Raw genomic sequence first — 15775 nt, 5'->3', positions numbered from 1 at the left:
GTGATGAATGTGCAAAATACAGAAAAACAACCAACAGATGAGCGCAAATACAAAATGATTGCAGAAGATGTCTCTGTGTATTATGGCACAATACATACGGTCAAAAACATCACAATGAAGTTCAAGGAAAAAAGCGTAACGTCGTTGATTGGACCATCTGGTTGTGGCAAGACCACGTTTCTGCGTTGCCTAAATAGAATGCATGACATGACAAAAAATGCCCGAGTAGAAGGCAAAATTCTGCTTGATGGTGAAGACCTGTATTCCAAAGATGTGGATCCCATTTATCACAGGCGCAAAGTAGGCATGGTTTTTCAAAAGCCAAACCCGTTTCCAACAATGTCGATTTATGATAATGTTGCTGCCGGCCTGCGACTAAATGGAGTACGTGACAAAAAAATCCTAGACGAAATTGTACAGGACTCACTCAAAATGGCGTATCTCTGGGACGAAGTAAAGGGCGACCTCAAAAAGCCAGCAATGGAGTTATCTGGAGGCCAACAACAACGAGTCTGCATTGCACGAGCATTGGCAATCCAACCCGAGGTTTTACTCATGGACGAGCCGGCATCTGCACTGGATCCAATCGCCACCCAAAAAATAGAAGAGACAATTTTGGAGCTTGCAAAAGAATTCACAATAATAATAGTTACACACAACATGCAGCAGGCAGTTCGCGTCTCTGACTATACTGCCTTTATGTATCTGGGAAATCTTGTTGAATTTAACGAAACAAAAAAGATCTTTACGCAACCGCAAAACGAGCTGACGGCAAAATATGTTCAGGGGCAGTTTGGATGACTAGGCTAATTGATCCCTCAATTAAGAAGCTCTCCGGCATGATGTCGGAGATGGGCGAGCTTGCAACGCAGAGCATAATGCTTGCGATTGATTCGTATCTATATGGAAAAGATACTGTAAAACAAGTTCACCAAATCTCAAATGAAATCTCAAAGAGATATTTTGAGGTGGCAGATCTGACATTTGATATTTTTCTCAAGTATCAGCCAGTGGCAGACGATTTCAGATTGATTCGCTCATCAATTGAGATCTCTTATGGATTTAGCAGGTTTGGCAGATACGCATACGACATTGCATCTGTAAGGGAAGTGTTTGGAGACATTTCCGAATGCGACAAGTCTTGGCTAATCGAAGTATCAGACAAGGTCAAGACCATGATCAAAGACTCGGTTCTGTATTTTGCAGAACTGGACATAAGAAAGTCAGTCGCAATGCAGGAAAACGAAGAGTTTGTGGATAAATTATACAAACAAAGACTACCCATGCTGATCAACTCCAAGGACACAAAATGCGCACTAGCAGAAGCCTTGGTACTGAGATATCTTGAGAGAATTGCGGATCATGCGTTGTTTATGAGTGACGCAATAAACTATATTGTGACTGGCAAGCATAAGCTGCCAAAACAATTGTGAATGTGTTATCGACAGTAAATGGAACTAGACTATGGTTTTTACTGCCATGCAACTTGCATGAATCTTCTCATCCGTGACGGTCCAGCAGCTCTTGCATGTTTCTTGAATTATCTCTCTACATTCGGGACAATTTTTAACTGTGATCAGACTCCCACCGCACTTTCTACATGATTCTCCACGCATTTTTCTTGGACAAACCCAACCATAAAAAAGTAAAAGCCGATTGGGGCACCGGCTTAGTTGGGTTCTTTTTTCTCCATTATCCCCTCCTTTTTCATTAGGGTATAGTACGCACAGGCTGCAGATATATCGGTAGCAACACAATGTAACACAAAATAAACAGATCCCTCTTAACCGAAATTGTACAATAAAGATCATGTCATCTAAACTAGTGGCCACGATGGGCCTAACCATGTTTTTGATATTTGGCCTAATTTTTGCCCTGATTGCGGCAATCGGATTTTACCTAAACGTAGGAATATTTGCGATGGTTGGAATGGGCGCCGCCATGGGATTTATCCAGTGGTTGATTGGCCCAAGGATAATTAGGTGGAGCACCAAAATGAGACGCCTTGATCCAAAGGAAATGCCCTGGATTGAGGAAACAGTCCATGAATATTGCATCAAAAACAAGGTAAAGATTCCGGAAATAACAGTGGCAGAAAATCCTATGCCAAACGCGTTTGTCTTTGGTAGAACAAGCAAAAGTGCAACACTTTGCTTAACGCGAGGCTTGATCAACAATTTAACAAAAGACGAGACAAAAGCAGTAATTGCGCACGAGATAGGCCACATCAAACACCATGACATGCTGGTAATGACTATAGTTTCTGTGATTCCAACAATTGCTTACTATATTGCCATGTCGACAATGTTTGGCGGAAGAAACCAGCGAAACAACGCGGGAGGTACAATACTGATAGGAATTGGCGCATTTGCCGTGTACTTTATCACAAATCTTGCTATACTGTACCTCTCAAGGCTGCGTGAATTTGAGGCGGACAGGTTTGCGGGAAACCAGATCAAGCCGTCGTTTTTGGCAAGCGCACTTGCCAAAATTACATACGGTCTTGCCGTACAAAAACAACAGGTCCAAAACTCATCACTACGTGCATTTTATGCGGTGGATCCTGTTGCGTCAAGCCTTGAGGTATCAAGATTTGCGTCATATTATTCCGACATGCACATCTCAGAAGACGAAGTCAAAAAGGCAATGGACTGGGAGAGAAGAAACAGCTTCTCAAAGTTTGGCGAATTGTTCAGAACGCATCCACTTACATACAAAAGAATAGAGGCGCTCTACAAACTAGAAAAGGAGCTAAACCCCTCAAGCCTTTGAGATTCTTTTTTCGAGATCCTCTATCATCCGCCTGATTTCCTTTATCTCGCTTAGTATTTCGTGTTGGGACGGGGTTGTCTGATTTTGTATCTGCTTGTAGGCCTCTTCTGTCTTTTTGACAATTATTGCCACAAAAAGATTGATGACTACAAACGTTCCAATTACAATAAAGCTGATAAAAAATGCAACATTGAACATGCTTACGCTGGTGACTGGATTCATCAACTCGACCCAACCCTCAAGGGTGATTATCTTAAATAATGTGATTAGCGAATCCGGCAGGGTTCCCCAGTGTACGGGATCGATTTGCGAAAAGAGATGGTATCCTGCCACGCCGTAAATGAAGAACAAAATTCCCAGGAGGAACATTATGTTCATCATGCTTGGAAGCGACTTGGCTATTGTTGCAACCATTATTCGCATTTCCTTGGACCTGTTTGTGAGCCTGGTTATTCTCAGTAATCTCACCAATCTTGCCACAGTCGAAAAGCTTCCTGTAAATGGAACCAGCGACAATACAATTATGGCAAAATCAAAGACATTCCATCCGTCCCTAAAATATAGTTGGGGTTGTGGATACTGCGATGCCATCTTTAGGCCTGCTTCGACAATAAAGACGCCTACTACAAACCAATGAATGAATTCAAAGACATTGCTAAAATCGGCAAGCTCGGAAAACGTCTCCAGACCAAGCACTATTGCCTGTATCACTATGATTGCGGTGATTGCCAGGCCGAACCTTTTGCTATTTACAAGACTTGAGATCTTTGCGGAACTTTCCAATAAAGCGGCTCAATTTTTTTCAAGATATTAAACTAGCTAAGACAATGTGTTACAAAGTATTATTCTATTGGAAAGATCAGCACAATGTTGGCTTTGGTTGATTTGACTTGCAAGCTTTTTTTGATTATGTCGTGGAATAGTTCTGTGATTAGCGTCTCTACGTACAGGGACCATTTCAGCCCGAGGTCGTGCTGAATTTTAAAAACGTACGAGTCCTTTGTCTGCTCTATGTTGTGCTGCATCCAGGAGACATTGAGCCAGGTACGCAAAATCTCTACAAAATCGTGAACAGTATACTCGCCTTTCATAAAGGCCAAAATGTTTGAGAATGTGTCGCGCTCGACTTCCTTTGCTAGCTTGACTATCTCGTTTTCATCTAGTCTGTGGATTGCGTCTCTGACAAACGGCTTTGTCATGGGCAAGAGTCCTACCTTTCTCTCGTACCTTTCCCAGAGAACATGATTGGAGAGAATCTTTATCACAAGTGCATTGAGATTTATCTTTTCTAGCTTGGCCTCTTTTTTCATTTCATCTACCAAATATGACGGAAGCCGAAATGTGTTGGTCTGGCTTTTCTTTGCCTTTTCTTCCTTCACGGATAATTTTGGCAATTCACGGTTAAAAGCATGACTAGTCACTAGTCATATGATCTGCCAAAATGGAAAATTATTGAAAGAACTAGACAGAACTAGACAATTTTGATTGTATGATGATATAGAACTATGCAGAACTAGGCAGTTTTGTGTGTATTTTGTGGATGTCGTAATTTAACACCGGTGGTATCGAGGTTAAACTGGACTGGGATTGACGGAGTTTAACCACGCAACTGTATCTGTTTCTAGAATAATCTGATTGCTTCTTGGACTTGGGGGTAATGAGCCGGAACTCGGAATTGCCTTCGTATGTTCATTGCCAGGCTTTCGCATTTTCTTCGCTCTCCGTGGTTTACCAGTACACGTCGGAGCTTTGGCCTTAGCTTGTGGACAAATGACATTAGCTGATTGAAATCACTGTGGCCTGAAAATCCGTCAAGCTTTATCATGGAGCAATTTACGTTGACTACCTCTACTTTGCCTTCCTTGCCCATCAGCGAGACCTGTTTGGAGCCATCAAGGACCCTTCTGCCTAATGTGCCGTTGACCTGATACGAAACAAAGATTATCTTGTTTTTGTTGGATGGCGCAATGTTTCTGAAATATTCCAAGACTGGACCGCCCTCTAGCATTCCAGATGTTGCCAGAATTATGCATGGCGTGTTGTCACGCAACGGTTCCTCTCGAGCGTCTGAGTGTTCAATATTTGTGAAATATTCAGAATCAAATGGATTGTCGTCGGTTTCCAGAATTTTTTGTCGGAGCTCGCGCGCCAAATATTCAGGATATGCCTCATGGATTGCAGTTGCCTCTGAGATCATTCCCTCTGTGAATACGGGCGCTTCAACCATTTGGCCTGCCTTCATGTAGTGATCAATTACCATCAGTATTTCCTGGGCGCGACCGACTGCCGGAATTGGAATTAGGACCTTTCCGCCGTCAACTAGAGTGTTGTTTACTGCATTGATGAATGCTGATTCTACTTCTTGTCGTGTTGGCTGGATGTCTTCTCGTGCTCCATAGGTACTTTCTATGAGTAGGGTCTCCACTCGTGGATAATTCCATGATGCGCTATCAAAGAGAATGCTTTTGCCGAACTTGATGTCGCCAGTGTATACAAAATTATGATCGCCGTTGCCAATGTGAAAGTGACACGTGGCAGAGCCCAAAATATGGCCTGCATTTGAAAATACCAGCTTGATGTCTGGAGCAATGTCGGTTACTGTTCCGTATGGTATTGTGATTGTCTGTCTCATGATTTGCTTTACGTCGCGCTCTGCATATAGCGGGGCTCGCCCCTGTGCGGATGCTACACGAATTGCATCAAGCTGAATTAGGTTCATCATTGGCAATGTCGGTTCTGTACAATAGATGGGACCCTTGTAGCCATACTTGCACAGCACTGGCAAAAATCCGGTGTGATCTAGGTGTGCATGGCCAATTACAATTGCGTCTAGCTCGTCTAGTGTTATGTTTGCCCAGTCCAGTCTTGGGAATGCCTCAGCCGGGGTTCTGGCCCCTGGGTTTACGCCGCAGTCAATGAGAATCTTGCTTTCTGGCGTGGTCAGAATCATACTTGATCTCCCCACCTGGCCAAATCCGCCCAATGTCATCAGCGATACTTCGGATCTCTGGGCTAACCTTGATCGGAAGATGCTCTCGCCAATCTGCTTTAGGTGTTTTGCGCGCTCGGACGATGTCAGCTTGAGATTGTAATTGATTTGCTGAATTGTGCTGGACTGGATTGTGGTTGCCTTTCTTACTCGAATTCTCCAGCCCATCTGCTCTGCCAGCTTTGCCGAATTAAATTCGGGATTGTTCTGGAGCAGCCAGGGTCGCTTGACCTCAACAGAGACCTCGCCTGTTGCTGTATCAAAGAATGTACCACCTAGCTCTGCCTCTTTTGGCAATGCTTCAGCTATGACCTTGCGGGCATCTTCCTCGTTTTTGCGGATGGACTCTTCGGTTCTAACTACGATTCTTTTTTTGATTACATTTACTAGATCAGATACAATCTGGTTGTTTTCCATCAGAAAGGACGGTGATTTTGTGTATAGTGCTATTCTTGGGCCTTCATAGTCGATTTTGCTTACTTGGGCCTCTTTTGGAATACTTTGCAGTATTGTTGCCATTACACTTTGGGCTGTAGATGAATCCTTTTCCTGTTGTCTTTTTTGCATTAAATCACTACAAAGCAATGATGGCTTTCTTTTGCTCTTTGGTCAAAAGTCGATAGCCGTCTTTATCGATAACTGCGACATTGATTCCGTCGCCGGTTCCAATGTTTCTAACAATTGCTGCTTTTACAGCACGCAATGCGATTACCTTTGCCTCATTTACTGTGAGGTTGTCTCGGTATTCGTCTTCTAGGGTTCCGTATGCCACTGGTGAGCCGCTACCTGTTGTGACGTATTTTTTCTCTTCAACAGAGCCAAACACGTCAATGTTTACCAGCTGCGGTCCTTGCTTGTCGTATCCGCCAATGAGAATATCCGCAATGAACGGATAGCCCCTGTTTTGGTGGAACATCAGTGAGCAGAGTCTTGCAAGTGATCTGATTGGAATGTTTTCATTTTTTTGTACCAAGTGAATGTTTGCGTGATATCTCAGAACATCTGTGATGTTTTGCGCATCTGCAACTCCTCCTGCCATTGTCATTCCTGCATGTCTTGCTAGCTGTTGCACTTTCATTGTGTTGTTGTTTGCAATGAAATAGCCTGCGCTTGCACGCATGTCTGCACACAAGACTACGCCGTCGCTTGCCTTGATACCTACCGTGGTTGTTCCATGTAGAATTTTGTCTTCTACGCTATTAGCTGACACAGAAAATACTCCTAGATGATCAGAAAAGGCTTGGACCCTTTTAAATAACTTTGGGGGGTCAACTTGATAAGTGGTAGGCTCAGTCAATGACGTAATGCGCAATTCTCCATCTCACACAATGGAGCTTCCACGCCTGATTTTGGTTGGAGAAAAAAACATTGGAAATTTTGGGAAATTCCTACTGGACCTGGGCCCAACAAAAAAGGTCTCTATCATTGCAGGAAATCATGTTCAAAAAATTGTCAAAACCAAAATTGCAAAATCACTGGCCAGCTCTAAAATCAAGTCAGCCTGGCATGTGCCCAGCACAAACGATGAGAAATCAATTAGGGCAGTAGAGGCCCAAGTAAGAAAGGACAAGGCTGATCTCATAATTGGAGTAGGGGGCGGAAGGTCAGTAGACATTGCAAAAATGATCTCCTACAACTTGGGCAAGCCGTTTGTTAGTGTGCCGACTGCTGCATCACATGATGGAATAGCAAGTCCATTTGTATCTGTCAAGGGTGAAAAACCACACTCCTTAGTTGCGACTGCACCGCTTGGGGTCTTTGTGGATATTGATGTTATCAAAAAGGCGCCAAAGAAGCTCTTGACAGCTGGATGCGGTGACTTGGTTGCAAAAATCACCGCAGTAAAGGACTGGCAGCTTGGACGCGACAACACCGGCGAATACTATGGCCGTTATTCATCAAATCTAGCATCAATGAGTGCCAAAATTCTGCTAGAGGCAACTGAAAAGAAAAAGCGGCCAGACGTTCGCGAAATAGTCGAAGCCCTGATCAGTGCGGGAGTTGCCTCGTGCATTGCTGGAAGTAGCAGGCCTTGTTCTGGATCAGAACATCTATTTTCTCATGCGCTGGACAAGCTAGCGCCAAATGTTGGCCTTCATGGAGAAAAATGCGGAATTGGGGCCATTTTGATGGCAAAACTCCAAGGCCAGGACTGGAAAAAAATTGCAAACACGCTCAAAAATGTTGGCGCACCAACCACTGCAAAGCAGATTGGCCTCAAAAAGGAAATACTAGCTCAGGCGCTAGTCATTGCGCAATCATTGCGGCCTGAGCGATACACCATTCTAAAGCGGGTCAAGATGACGGAAAAGAAGGCACTGGAGCTTGCTAAAAGTACCGGCGTGATCTAGCCCTGTTTTTGGGCTAGTAGAAATTATCCATACAAATTCTACGCGCGCGTTAAATACAAAATTCACATTTGTGATATCATGACAACAACTGCATGGAAATGTTACAGATGCGATCTGACATTCAAAGAGGAGTCATTAGCAGATCTGCACCAAAACATTTGCAACCACGAATCCCGCCAAATTCGCATAGCTGTAGCATAGAACAGCAAAGCGGATTAGTAAGAAGACCAAATCCAGATCATTGAACTGCAAAAACCTCCATGCAGGTTGTTTTCATGATTCTAAATTACATGACGGCTCAGGAAAATGCCTAGTCAAGGGCTGTCGCTGTACTGTTTTTACCTAGACTGGCGATGTGCTGTTTGCAATAAGTGTGGCTGCCTGTGATAATACATTCAAAAATGCTTGCCCAAAGAGCAGATCCACAATTCTGTCCGAGAACTTGTCCAACACATGGGCCGTAGCGTCCGTTAGCACAACGCTTTCCACAATATCAAATGTCTTGTTTAGTGCCTGATCTGCCACTACACTCGAGTCTACTCCTTGGTCCAGCTGTGAGACCAAATCAGGAATAAAGCCATGAATTTCTGCTGGTACACTTTCCTGCATTATTGCGCCAGCCCTTGCCTCTGTCTGGCCCCTGATTGCCTCCTTTACTACATCCTCAAACATTCTGAGCGACAACGAAGCAGCTTAGTCTTTAACCTGTGCGTACTTGGTTTATTAAACAACCAAGACCGTTTTGGCATTGCGCAAATTCCCACCATTCCAATGTGGAAAATTTGGAGATTGTGCGCAATAAGCTCATGATGAGCTGATTGTTGACAAACACACTAGTACAAATTATTAGTAAGGGTTTAAGACTAAAACCGTAAAGGAGATTCGAAGAAAAATGAGTCAAACACTAACAAATCTGTACAGCGCTATGCTCAAGACACTAGTCGACAGACGCGCAGAGCTAGTAGCTGAAATTGAAGAAATTAACAACCAGATAGTAGAGATAAAACAAGAAGCCAAAGAAAACGGAATAAACATAGCTAACTAAAATCCAAACCAATGGATCTAGTATTTTCTGATATTCATGCAGACATTGAGGGACTAGAGACAATACTGGACGTTGCATTTTCCTCCGAGTTTGAAGAAAAATACGGCAAAGCATCTAGGATTATCAATCTGGGAGATCTGTTAGAGCGTGGCACAAGCCCAAAGCAAGTACTGCAGAAAATGAGCGAGCTTGCCAAGTCATTTCCGATGATCTCTGTCATGGGCAATCATGATGAGGGGTTTTTGTACAAAAAATTCCTCTCTGGAAGCTCCTATGCAAGCCTCAAGGAACATGAATTACTGTCAAACCAGGATACGGAATTCTTTAGGCAAAACAAGGACGGCACATTTGGGGACCAGTTTGTAATAGACAGAAAGGACAGACTTTTCTGCGTTCACGGTGGACCGGTAAATCCGGACAAAATAGCAAAGAAAGGAGATGATCCATGGCTGTACCAGCGAACCTGGCAGAGACTCTCAGAAGAAGACTATGAGTTTTTCAGCTATTCCGGGTATCACTACAAGGCAGAGTCTGCATTTGGCGAGGCAAAGGCCGAGCTGGACAATTTCCTAATTCTGTGCGGACACCAGCACATGGAGGCAGCCATCAGGCAAACCGGGGATGAAATCACGAACATTTTGCCGTCCAGATATGAAACGGAAAAAATCTCACAATACACTCTACGAAAAAGGCAGATCCCAATTGAGAAAAATTCAAACTATCTGGTAAGGACGGGTCTTGGCGGCCCACAAGGATACTATGGAGGAGGATTTGCCAGGCCTCACTTTGGAATCATACAAGACGATCCAAGACAAGTGATATTCTTTGAGCTGGAATAGCCACTAGATTAAAATCAATTATGATTATACCCTGATACAATGAAGGCAATTGTTCTTGGTGGATCTAAGGGAATAGGAAAGGCAATTGCAGATTCTTTATCATCAATTGGATGTGATGTTGTAGCAACATCCAGAAAAGAAATCGACACTGCAAATCTATCAAGTGTCAAGCGATTCATAAAAAAACAAAAGCAGACAGACATCTTGGTTCTAAACACAGGTGGCCCGCCACCAAAGCAGTTCTCCGAGGTAACCGAAAAAGAGTGGCAAAAATACCACAACCAACTGTTTTTGGGATTTTGCCTCTTGCTTCAAAAACTAAAGGTACGAGATGGCGGGTACATCTTTGTGATAACGTCTGGCGTCATCAAGGAGCCAAATCCAAGGCTGATTATTTCTAGTGCATACAGATTGGCGTTTACCGCCGTTTTCAAGCTTGCAAGCAAGGAGCTGGCAGCAAGAAAGGTAAGCTGTGTAAACATTGCGCCTGGATTGATCAATACAGATCGGGTGCGCGACCTTGGCAATGCGGTAGACATGGCAAAAAACATTCCAATGAAAAGACTTGGCGAGCCAAGAGAAATTGGAGATTTTGTAAAAGGTATAATTGAAAACAAAATCAAGTATCTCTCTGGTGTTACCATTCCGTTTGACGGTGCAAATTCTAATTTTGTAGTATGAGCGCAACAGACATCCTAAGGCAAGACCACCTCAAAATAAAGAGACTAGAAAAAATAATTCTAAAGTGCTACCAAGACCTCTATGCAGGAAGAAACATTCCATTATCTGATATAGAAAAAATCAACTTTGTAATTGCTGAATTTCTGGATTCAATCCATTATTCTAGAGAGGAGGACTCGTATTTTGCCTGTGTTGCAAGCTATGATTCTCTCAAGGATGAAATCAGAAAATTCATGATAGAGCACGAGTTTTCCCGCAGGATTGCAAAAAACATCAACAAATATCTCCAAGAGTGGAAGAACGGCAAAGACTCGCGCGAGCCAGTAGCTAGATTCCTTAGAACTTATTCCATATACCTAGAGGACCACCTAAAAAAAGAAGACGAGTTCTTTAACAAGGCAGAAGCTCAAATCATATCAAAAGAAGAAGAGCAGGCAATGTATGAGCAGTTCCAGTCAGTAATGGCAGTTTCAACAAAAATGGAGACCATACTGCAGCAGATCGACTATCTGGAAAAACAGGACTGGTTTGTGTCGTAAAGTCTTTAAGAGCTACAAAAGGCAGGCAATCTGAAAATGGCATTTGTAGTATGGATGACAGGACTCCCCTGCTCTGGCAAGACAACCATAGTTCGCGCAATGCAAAAAGTCGTACCAAACCTTGCCATTCTAGATGGAGATGAGCTAAGAGAATGGCTCTCGCCAAAGGACTTTTCAAAAGAAGGAAGAGTAGAGCACAACAAAAAGGTCGCCCACCTAGCAAAACTATTGCTCAAGCACAACGTACCAGTAGGAGTGTCTCTGGTTTCTCCGTTCTTTGAGAATCGAGCAGACGCAAGAAAAATTGTAGGAGACGACTCAAAATTCTTTGAAGTCTATGTCAAGTGCTCCCTAGAGGAATGCGAAACTAGGGACGTCAAAGGCATGTACAAAAAGGCACGAGCAAACGAAATCAAGCAATTCACTGGTGTTTCAGACCCATACGACATACCGACAAACCCAGACTTTGTGGTAGAAACAGACAAGGAAACACTGGACGAGTCGGTGCAAAAAATGCTAAGCTTTCTAAAATCAAAAAACGTAGTCTAGCTGCTATATTTTCGAATTATCTCTTCGTGGACCAAGCCGTTTGTCACAACTAGGCCGTTTTCATGGTTTAGCTTTTCAGTATTGTATAATACCAGATTGCCATACATGTCGGTAATTTTTCCCCCAGACTCTGTAATCAGGCAGTGCGAGGCGCACGTATCCCATTGTTTTATCTTGTTTGATGTGGTAAGATACAGGTCTGCCAAGCCCTGACAGATCTCCGCTACTTTCAGTGAGCTGCCCCGGCTCTCAAAGCTTGCAACGCCGAGTTTTTTGAAAAACTCTTTTTCTTGTTCTGTTAGGTGAAATCTGCTTCCTACAGCCTTGCATTGCGCCAAGTTTCTTGTATTGCTGACCTGAAGTCTTGACCATTTTTCATTTTCAAGCTTGAATGCGCCGGAATTTTTCTGCGCCAAAAATATTGTGTCGGTTGTGGGCCTGCTAATCACACCAAGAACTGGAACCTTGTTGTGTACTAGGGCAATCATAATGGTAAACTCACCAGTCCTGTTGACAAAGTCGCTTGTCCCATCAAGCGGATCCACAATCCAAATCTTTTCCTGGCCAAGCCTAGATGTATCGTCCGCATCTTCTTCCGATAGAACGTGATGACCAGATGATGCCAAAGCCTGCTTGATTATTTCATTGCTTTGCAGGTCTGCCTTTGTTATTGGGGAATCGTCATCCTTTAGGTGAGACGTAAATTCTTCCCCATACACTCTCATCACAGCTGTGCTTGCCTTTTTTGCAGCATCCAAGGCAAGACGGGCTTCGCTGATGGGATTTGAGAATGGTAGGCTATTGGACATGTTATTGCGCTAGCTCTGGCTTGAGTGTCCATGCAATTCCAAGTGCTACAAATGGAATTGAGATGAAGCCCAAAATCTGAATCAGCGTGAAATATTGCGGTGTTGCTTCCTCCGGCACACTAAACAAAAACGGCAATGGTATGGCGACTGCAAACCATATGGCTGAAAGCAAAATGAGTGTCTTTGCGCGCCTTTTCTTTATTGATTCCAATGTCTCTGCCTGAATCTTTGTGTATTAAATTGATTTACTTTAGGGATTCGCCGCCGTCCAAAGGCAAAACAGCGCCAGTAGCCCAAGGCGCGTCTTGCTCTGATGCAAAATACAGGGCGGCCTTTGCAACATCGTCTACTGTCCCAAATCTGCCTATGGGATATGCATAGTTCATCATCTCTCTGGTTGCAGGAGTTGAGAGAAATTCCGACGTCATGTCCGTTTCCACAACGCCTGGACAAATACAGTTAACACGAATCTTGTTTTTTGCATATTCCAAAGCCCAGCATTTGGTCAGCAAAACCAGAGCAGCCTTTGACGCAGAATATGCATCCGCATTAAAGTTCTCATATGCCTTTATGCCGGCAGACGAGGCAATATTGATTATTGCGCCCCCGTTTTTTTGCAAGTGCGGTATGGAATGTTTTGTGGCATAAAATGGGCCGTTGAGATTGACATCCAAGACATCCCTCCATTCCGAATCCGAAATCTCATGGAGGAGCTTGATCTTGGGAAAAACCCCGGCGTTGTTTACCAAAATGTCCAGTCTGCCAAACTTCTCCACTGTTCTTTCTATGAGGTTTTTAACTTCAGATTCCTTTCTAATGTCGGCTTGTATGGCAACTGCGCCGATCTCCTTTGCTGTCTCGTCCAGCTTTTCTTGGTCTCTCCCAGAAATCACAACGCTTGCGCCGTTTACAGCAAATTCCTTTGCAATTGCCTTTCCTATTCCCCTGCTTCCGCCAGTTATGATTGCGATTTTGCCTGAGAGCTTCATTTGTTGTCTAGGATTATTCCAGCTAATATGGCTGTTTGAAAAATCCAGCCAAAAATAATTTTATTATATGTAGATCTTTGATGTAAAAATTCACGCTAAATCTTAAATAAGATAAATTCCTATACAAAATGATGCGAAAGGACATAAATCCTATCGACTAATGGGCGCGTGACCCAGCAGAACTGATTTGTGTCCCAAAAAAGCGCATTGGCGCTATGGATAAGAGAGGTGTTCTCTCATGGTTCTGCGCTTGGGGTCACGCCAGTCCTATTTTACCAAATACACAGAGACCGGTCCTAGCACATTGCCATTTGGATTGATTCTGATTTGCAGTTCCTGGTCTTCAGGTATTTCGATTTTGTCCTGGCCCAAATACTCCCAAGTATAGTATTTTCCAACGTCTCCATGTTCAGTTGACTCTAAGATGAAGTCCTCTGCAAACGAAAATGACGGCCCCTTTAGTGCAATTGACAGTTTTTGCGGGCTGTCGCCGTTTGGCACAAATCGAAACTCATACTTGCCTTGCTTGATAAAAAACGTGTCAGAAAAAACTCCGTCCTGGTATTGCTTTGGATCAGCTAGTCTTGCATGATAGATCTTCTCGAGCCCGCCTTCCCCAGAAGGGGCAGTCAAAATTAGGCCAAACACAACCGCCATTGCAATTCCCACCAGTCCAAGGCCAATGATGTTTTTCTTTTTCACAAAATCTAGCTTTATGCAATTCCTATTAAAATTTGCAAAAAACAACAAAAAGAGAGGTTTTAGAGCTTTAATGCTTCTTTGAGGCCCTTGTACCTGTTTCGGATGGTAACCTCAGTTACGCCTGCTGCCTGGGCAATGTCTTTTTGGGTTTTGTTCTCGCCTAGCATCACGCAAGCCAAGTACAAAGCAGCTGCCGCAAGACCCATTGGGTCCTTTCCAGCAGATACCTCAATTCGGCTCGCCTCCTTTAGGAATTCAAGTGCCTTTCTCTTTGTCTTTTCAGACAAGTCAGCAATGCTTGCAATTCTTGCGACTCCCTTGATTGGATCGACTACTGGCATTTTTAGGTCCAGTTCTCGAAGGAGCAATCTATAACATCGAGCTACGTCTTTTCGCTTGATGTTGATGCCGTTTGCCACATCGGTTAGAGTTCTTGGGGTCTCTGTGTTTCTGCATGCCGCATAAAGGGCAGCAGCTACTAGTCCAGGAATTGAACGTCCTCGAACAAGCCCTTTGTCAAGTGCCTTTCTGTAGATGTATGCCGTCTTTTCAATGACTGCATCAGAAAGTGCCAGCTTGTCCTTGAGTCTGTCCAGCTCCGAGAATGCCTGCCTAAAGTTCCTATCCACTGGTTCGTGGACTTGGCTTCGCGAGTCCCAAGTTCGTAGCCTTTCAATGGTGCTCTTCATCGAAGATGTCAGTGGTTTTCCAGATGCGTCTTTGTCAGCCTGGCCGATAATTGTTGCAAGACCCATGTCGTGCATCGCAAGTGAAGTCGGTGTACCTGTTCGAGTTCGGTTCTCTCCCTCTTCTTTGGAAAAGGAACGCCACTCTGGTCCTTCTTCTTCAACTCGCTCTGTTGCAACAAATCCACATGTGTTACAAAACATCTCGCCTGTGCTGCCATCAGTTAGCATTGCACCTTTTGCGCAACGAGGACAACGGTCGCTATTTCGTGCTGTTTGTGTCATAAGGTGTAATGCATTTTTGGACTCTACATATAAACATTACACAAGATTTATCTATGAACAGACATACGAAAATCGATTTTTAGGCTCCCTTACGTCTGGACTAGAAATCATGGTTCCAAACAGATTGTTTCTATATACTACAGGATGAATTTCCTACCTTAATGAAATTAAAAAATTTTTGCATTTTGAAAAATTAATTTTGCAGAATTTTTTTCCCGTGAAAATTCTATTGCCAAAATTTTCCCGCCAAGATTTTTTCCAGATTACGATCTTCACTGATCTGCTCTATCTCAAGATGAGTCCTGATCCGCATTCTAGAGCTCTACAGATTCGAAAAACGTAAACCTTAAATACTATATATAGAACGGACTACTATAAAAATGGAAACATGTCCATTATGTGGCGAAGCAGTCACAGCATCACACGGAGTGCATTCTCACATCAAGAAAATGCACCCGCAAAGCATTCTAGCCCAGTAAACTAGGCGAATTGTTTTTTATTTTCTAATGCCTCCTAGCCTACGCTGTACGAGGCAGAAT

19 protein-coding genes are annotated in these 15775 nt (G+C 43.5%); 9 read left to right on the top strand and 10 right to left on the bottom strand.

The window, feature by feature from the left end:
- Positions 1 to 3 precede the first annotated feature (3 nt).
- The 3 genes from pstB to NAQ_RS07055 all read left to right on the top strand — a co-directional run bounded on the left by pstB (position 4) and on the right by NAQ_RS07055 (position 2772).
- Positions 4 to 801 (top strand): phosphate ABC transporter ATP-binding protein PstB, encoded by a 798-nt coding sequence (pstB, locus tag NAQ_RS07065; RefSeq protein ID WP_162858753.1) that lies wholly within the window; start codon positions 4 to 6, stop codon positions 799 to 801.
- The gene (locus NAQ_RS07060) at positions 798 to 1433 is read left to right on the top strand and encodes a phosphate signaling complex PhoU family protein (RefSeq protein ID WP_100182864.1); all 636 of its coding nucleotides are present in this window, start codon (positions 798 to 800) and stop codon (positions 1431 to 1433) included. The genes pstB and NAQ_RS07060 overlap by 4 nt, the downstream gene beginning before the upstream one ends.
- Positions 1434 to 1809: 376 nt before the next feature.
- Positions 1810 to 2772 carry a zinc metalloprotease HtpX gene (locus NAQ_RS07055; protein WP_100182863.1) on the top strand — a complete coding sequence of 321 codons (963 nt, stop codon included), beginning with the start codon at positions 1810 to 1812 and terminating at the stop codon, positions 2770 to 2772.
- On the opposite strand, the gene NAQ_RS07050 is transcribed toward NAQ_RS07055, so the two are convergent.
- The 4 genes from NAQ_RS07050 to NAQ_RS07035 all read right to left on the bottom strand — a co-directional run bounded on the left by NAQ_RS07050 (position 2761) and on the right by NAQ_RS07035 (position 6971).
- Complete coding sequence (locus NAQ_RS07050; RefSeq protein WP_100182862.1) at positions 2761 to 3555, bottom strand: ion transporter; 795 nt, start codon at positions 3553 to 3555, stop codon at positions 2761 to 2763. The genes NAQ_RS07055 and NAQ_RS07050 overlap by 12 nt on opposite strands.
- A gap of 59 nt (positions 3556 to 3614) precedes the next feature.
- Positions 3615 to 4151: a hypothetical protein gene (locus tag NAQ_RS07045; protein WP_100182861.1), complete on the bottom strand. Its 537-nt coding sequence runs from the start codon at positions 4149 to 4151 to the stop codon at positions 3615 to 3617.
- Between the two features lie 242 nt (positions 4152 to 4393).
- Positions 4394 to 6328 (bottom strand): beta-CASP ribonuclease aCPSF1, encoded by a 1935-nt coding sequence (locus NAQ_RS07040; RefSeq protein ID WP_100182860.1) that lies wholly within the window; start codon positions 6326 to 6328, stop codon positions 4394 to 4396.
- A gap of 7 nt (positions 6329 to 6335) precedes the next feature.
- On the bottom strand, positions 6336 to 6971 hold the full coding sequence (locus tag NAQ_RS07035; protein WP_100182859.1) for a proteasome subunit beta: 636 nt from the start codon (positions 6969 to 6971) through the stop codon (positions 6336 to 6338).
- 94 nt (positions 6972 to 7065) lie between these two features.
- Here NAQ_RS07035 and NAQ_RS07030 point away from each other — a divergent pair, with 94 nt between their 5' ends.
- A complete protein-coding gene (locus NAQ_RS07030) occupies positions 7066 to 8112 on the top strand; it encodes a sn-glycerol-1-phosphate dehydrogenase (protein ID WP_245871772.1) in 1047 nt (348 codons plus the stop codon).
- A 342-nt stretch (positions 8113 to 8454) separates the two neighbouring features.
- On the opposite strand, the gene NAQ_RS07025 is transcribed toward NAQ_RS07030, so the two are convergent.
- Positions 8455 to 8796 (bottom strand): hypothetical protein, encoded by a 342-nt coding sequence (locus NAQ_RS07025; RefSeq protein ID WP_100182857.1) that lies wholly within the window; start codon positions 8794 to 8796, stop codon positions 8455 to 8457.
- A 208-nt stretch (positions 8797 to 9004) separates the two neighbouring features.
- Between NAQ_RS07025 and NAQ_RS09900 the strand changes: the two genes are divergently transcribed.
- Genes NAQ_RS09900 through cysC form a run of 5 tightly spaced genes read left to right on the top strand, consistent with a single transcriptional unit; the run spans position 9005 to position 11765 of the window.
- Positions 9005 to 9157, top strand: coding sequence for a DUF2312 domain-containing protein (locus NAQ_RS09900; RefSeq protein ID WP_162858690.1), 153 nt, complete (start codon positions 9005 to 9007; stop codon positions 9155 to 9157).
- Positions 9158 to 9168: 11 nt separating this feature from the next.
- Complete coding sequence (locus tag NAQ_RS07020; protein ID WP_100182856.1) at positions 9169 to 9996, top strand: metallophosphoesterase family protein; 828 nt, start codon at positions 9169 to 9171, stop codon at positions 9994 to 9996.
- A 39-nt stretch (positions 9997 to 10035) separates the two neighbouring features.
- The gene (locus tag NAQ_RS07015) at positions 10036 to 10677 is read left to right on the top strand and encodes an SDR family NAD(P)-dependent oxidoreductase (RefSeq protein ID WP_100182855.1); all 642 of its coding nucleotides are present in this window, start codon (positions 10036 to 10038) and stop codon (positions 10675 to 10677) included.
- Positions 10674 to 11216 (top strand): hemerythrin domain-containing protein, encoded by a 543-nt coding sequence (locus NAQ_RS07010; RefSeq protein WP_100182854.1) that lies wholly within the window; start codon positions 10674 to 10676, stop codon positions 11214 to 11216. The genes NAQ_RS07015 and NAQ_RS07010 overlap by 4 nt, the downstream gene beginning before the upstream one ends.
- A 36-nt stretch (positions 11217 to 11252) precedes the next feature.
- The gene (gene cysC, locus NAQ_RS07005; RefSeq protein ID WP_100182853.1) at positions 11253 to 11765 is read left to right on the top strand and encodes an adenylyl-sulfate kinase; all 513 of its coding nucleotides are present in this window, start codon (positions 11253 to 11255) and stop codon (positions 11763 to 11765) included.
- Here the strand turns inward: cysC and NAQ_RS07000 are convergent.
- The 5 genes from NAQ_RS07000 to NAQ_RS06980 all read right to left on the bottom strand — a co-directional run bounded on the left by NAQ_RS07000 (position 11762) and on the right by NAQ_RS06980 (position 15236).
- Positions 11762 to 12574, bottom strand: a complete 813-nt coding sequence (locus NAQ_RS07000) for a 3'(2'),5'-bisphosphate nucleotidase CysQ family protein (RefSeq protein WP_100182852.1) — start codon at positions 12572 to 12574, stop codon at positions 11762 to 11764. The genes cysC and NAQ_RS07000 overlap by 4 nt on opposite strands.
- Position 12575: 1 nt before the next feature.
- Entirely contained in the window at positions 12576 to 12785 is a 210-nt protein-coding gene (locus NAQ_RS06995) for a hypothetical protein (RefSeq protein ID WP_177585572.1), read from the bottom strand.
- A gap of 34 nt (positions 12786 to 12819) precedes the next feature.
- Complete coding sequence (locus NAQ_RS06990; protein WP_100182851.1) at positions 12820 to 13563, bottom strand: SDR family NAD(P)-dependent oxidoreductase; 744 nt, start codon at positions 13561 to 13563, stop codon at positions 12820 to 12822.
- A gap of 267 nt (positions 13564 to 13830) precedes the next feature.
- A complete protein-coding gene (locus NAQ_RS06985) occupies positions 13831 to 14265 on the bottom strand; it encodes a hypothetical protein (RefSeq protein ID WP_245871563.1) in 435 nt (144 codons plus the stop codon).
- A 59-nt stretch (positions 14266 to 14324) separates the two neighbouring features.
- Positions 14325 to 15236 (bottom strand): transcription initiation factor IIB, encoded by a 912-nt coding sequence (locus NAQ_RS06980; RefSeq protein ID WP_048186678.1) that lies wholly within the window; start codon positions 15234 to 15236, stop codon positions 14325 to 14327.
- Between the last annotated feature and the right edge of the window lie 539 nt (positions 15237 to 15775).

It is taken from the genome of Candidatus Nitrosotenuis aquarius, from assembly GCF_002787055.1.
GTDB lineage: Archaea > Thermoproteota > Nitrososphaeria > Nitrososphaerales > Nitrosopumilaceae > Nitrosotenuis > Nitrosotenuis aquarius.
The sequence above is the reverse complement of the archived record's forward strand: the minus strand, read 5'-3'. Positions and strand labels throughout refer to the sequence as shown.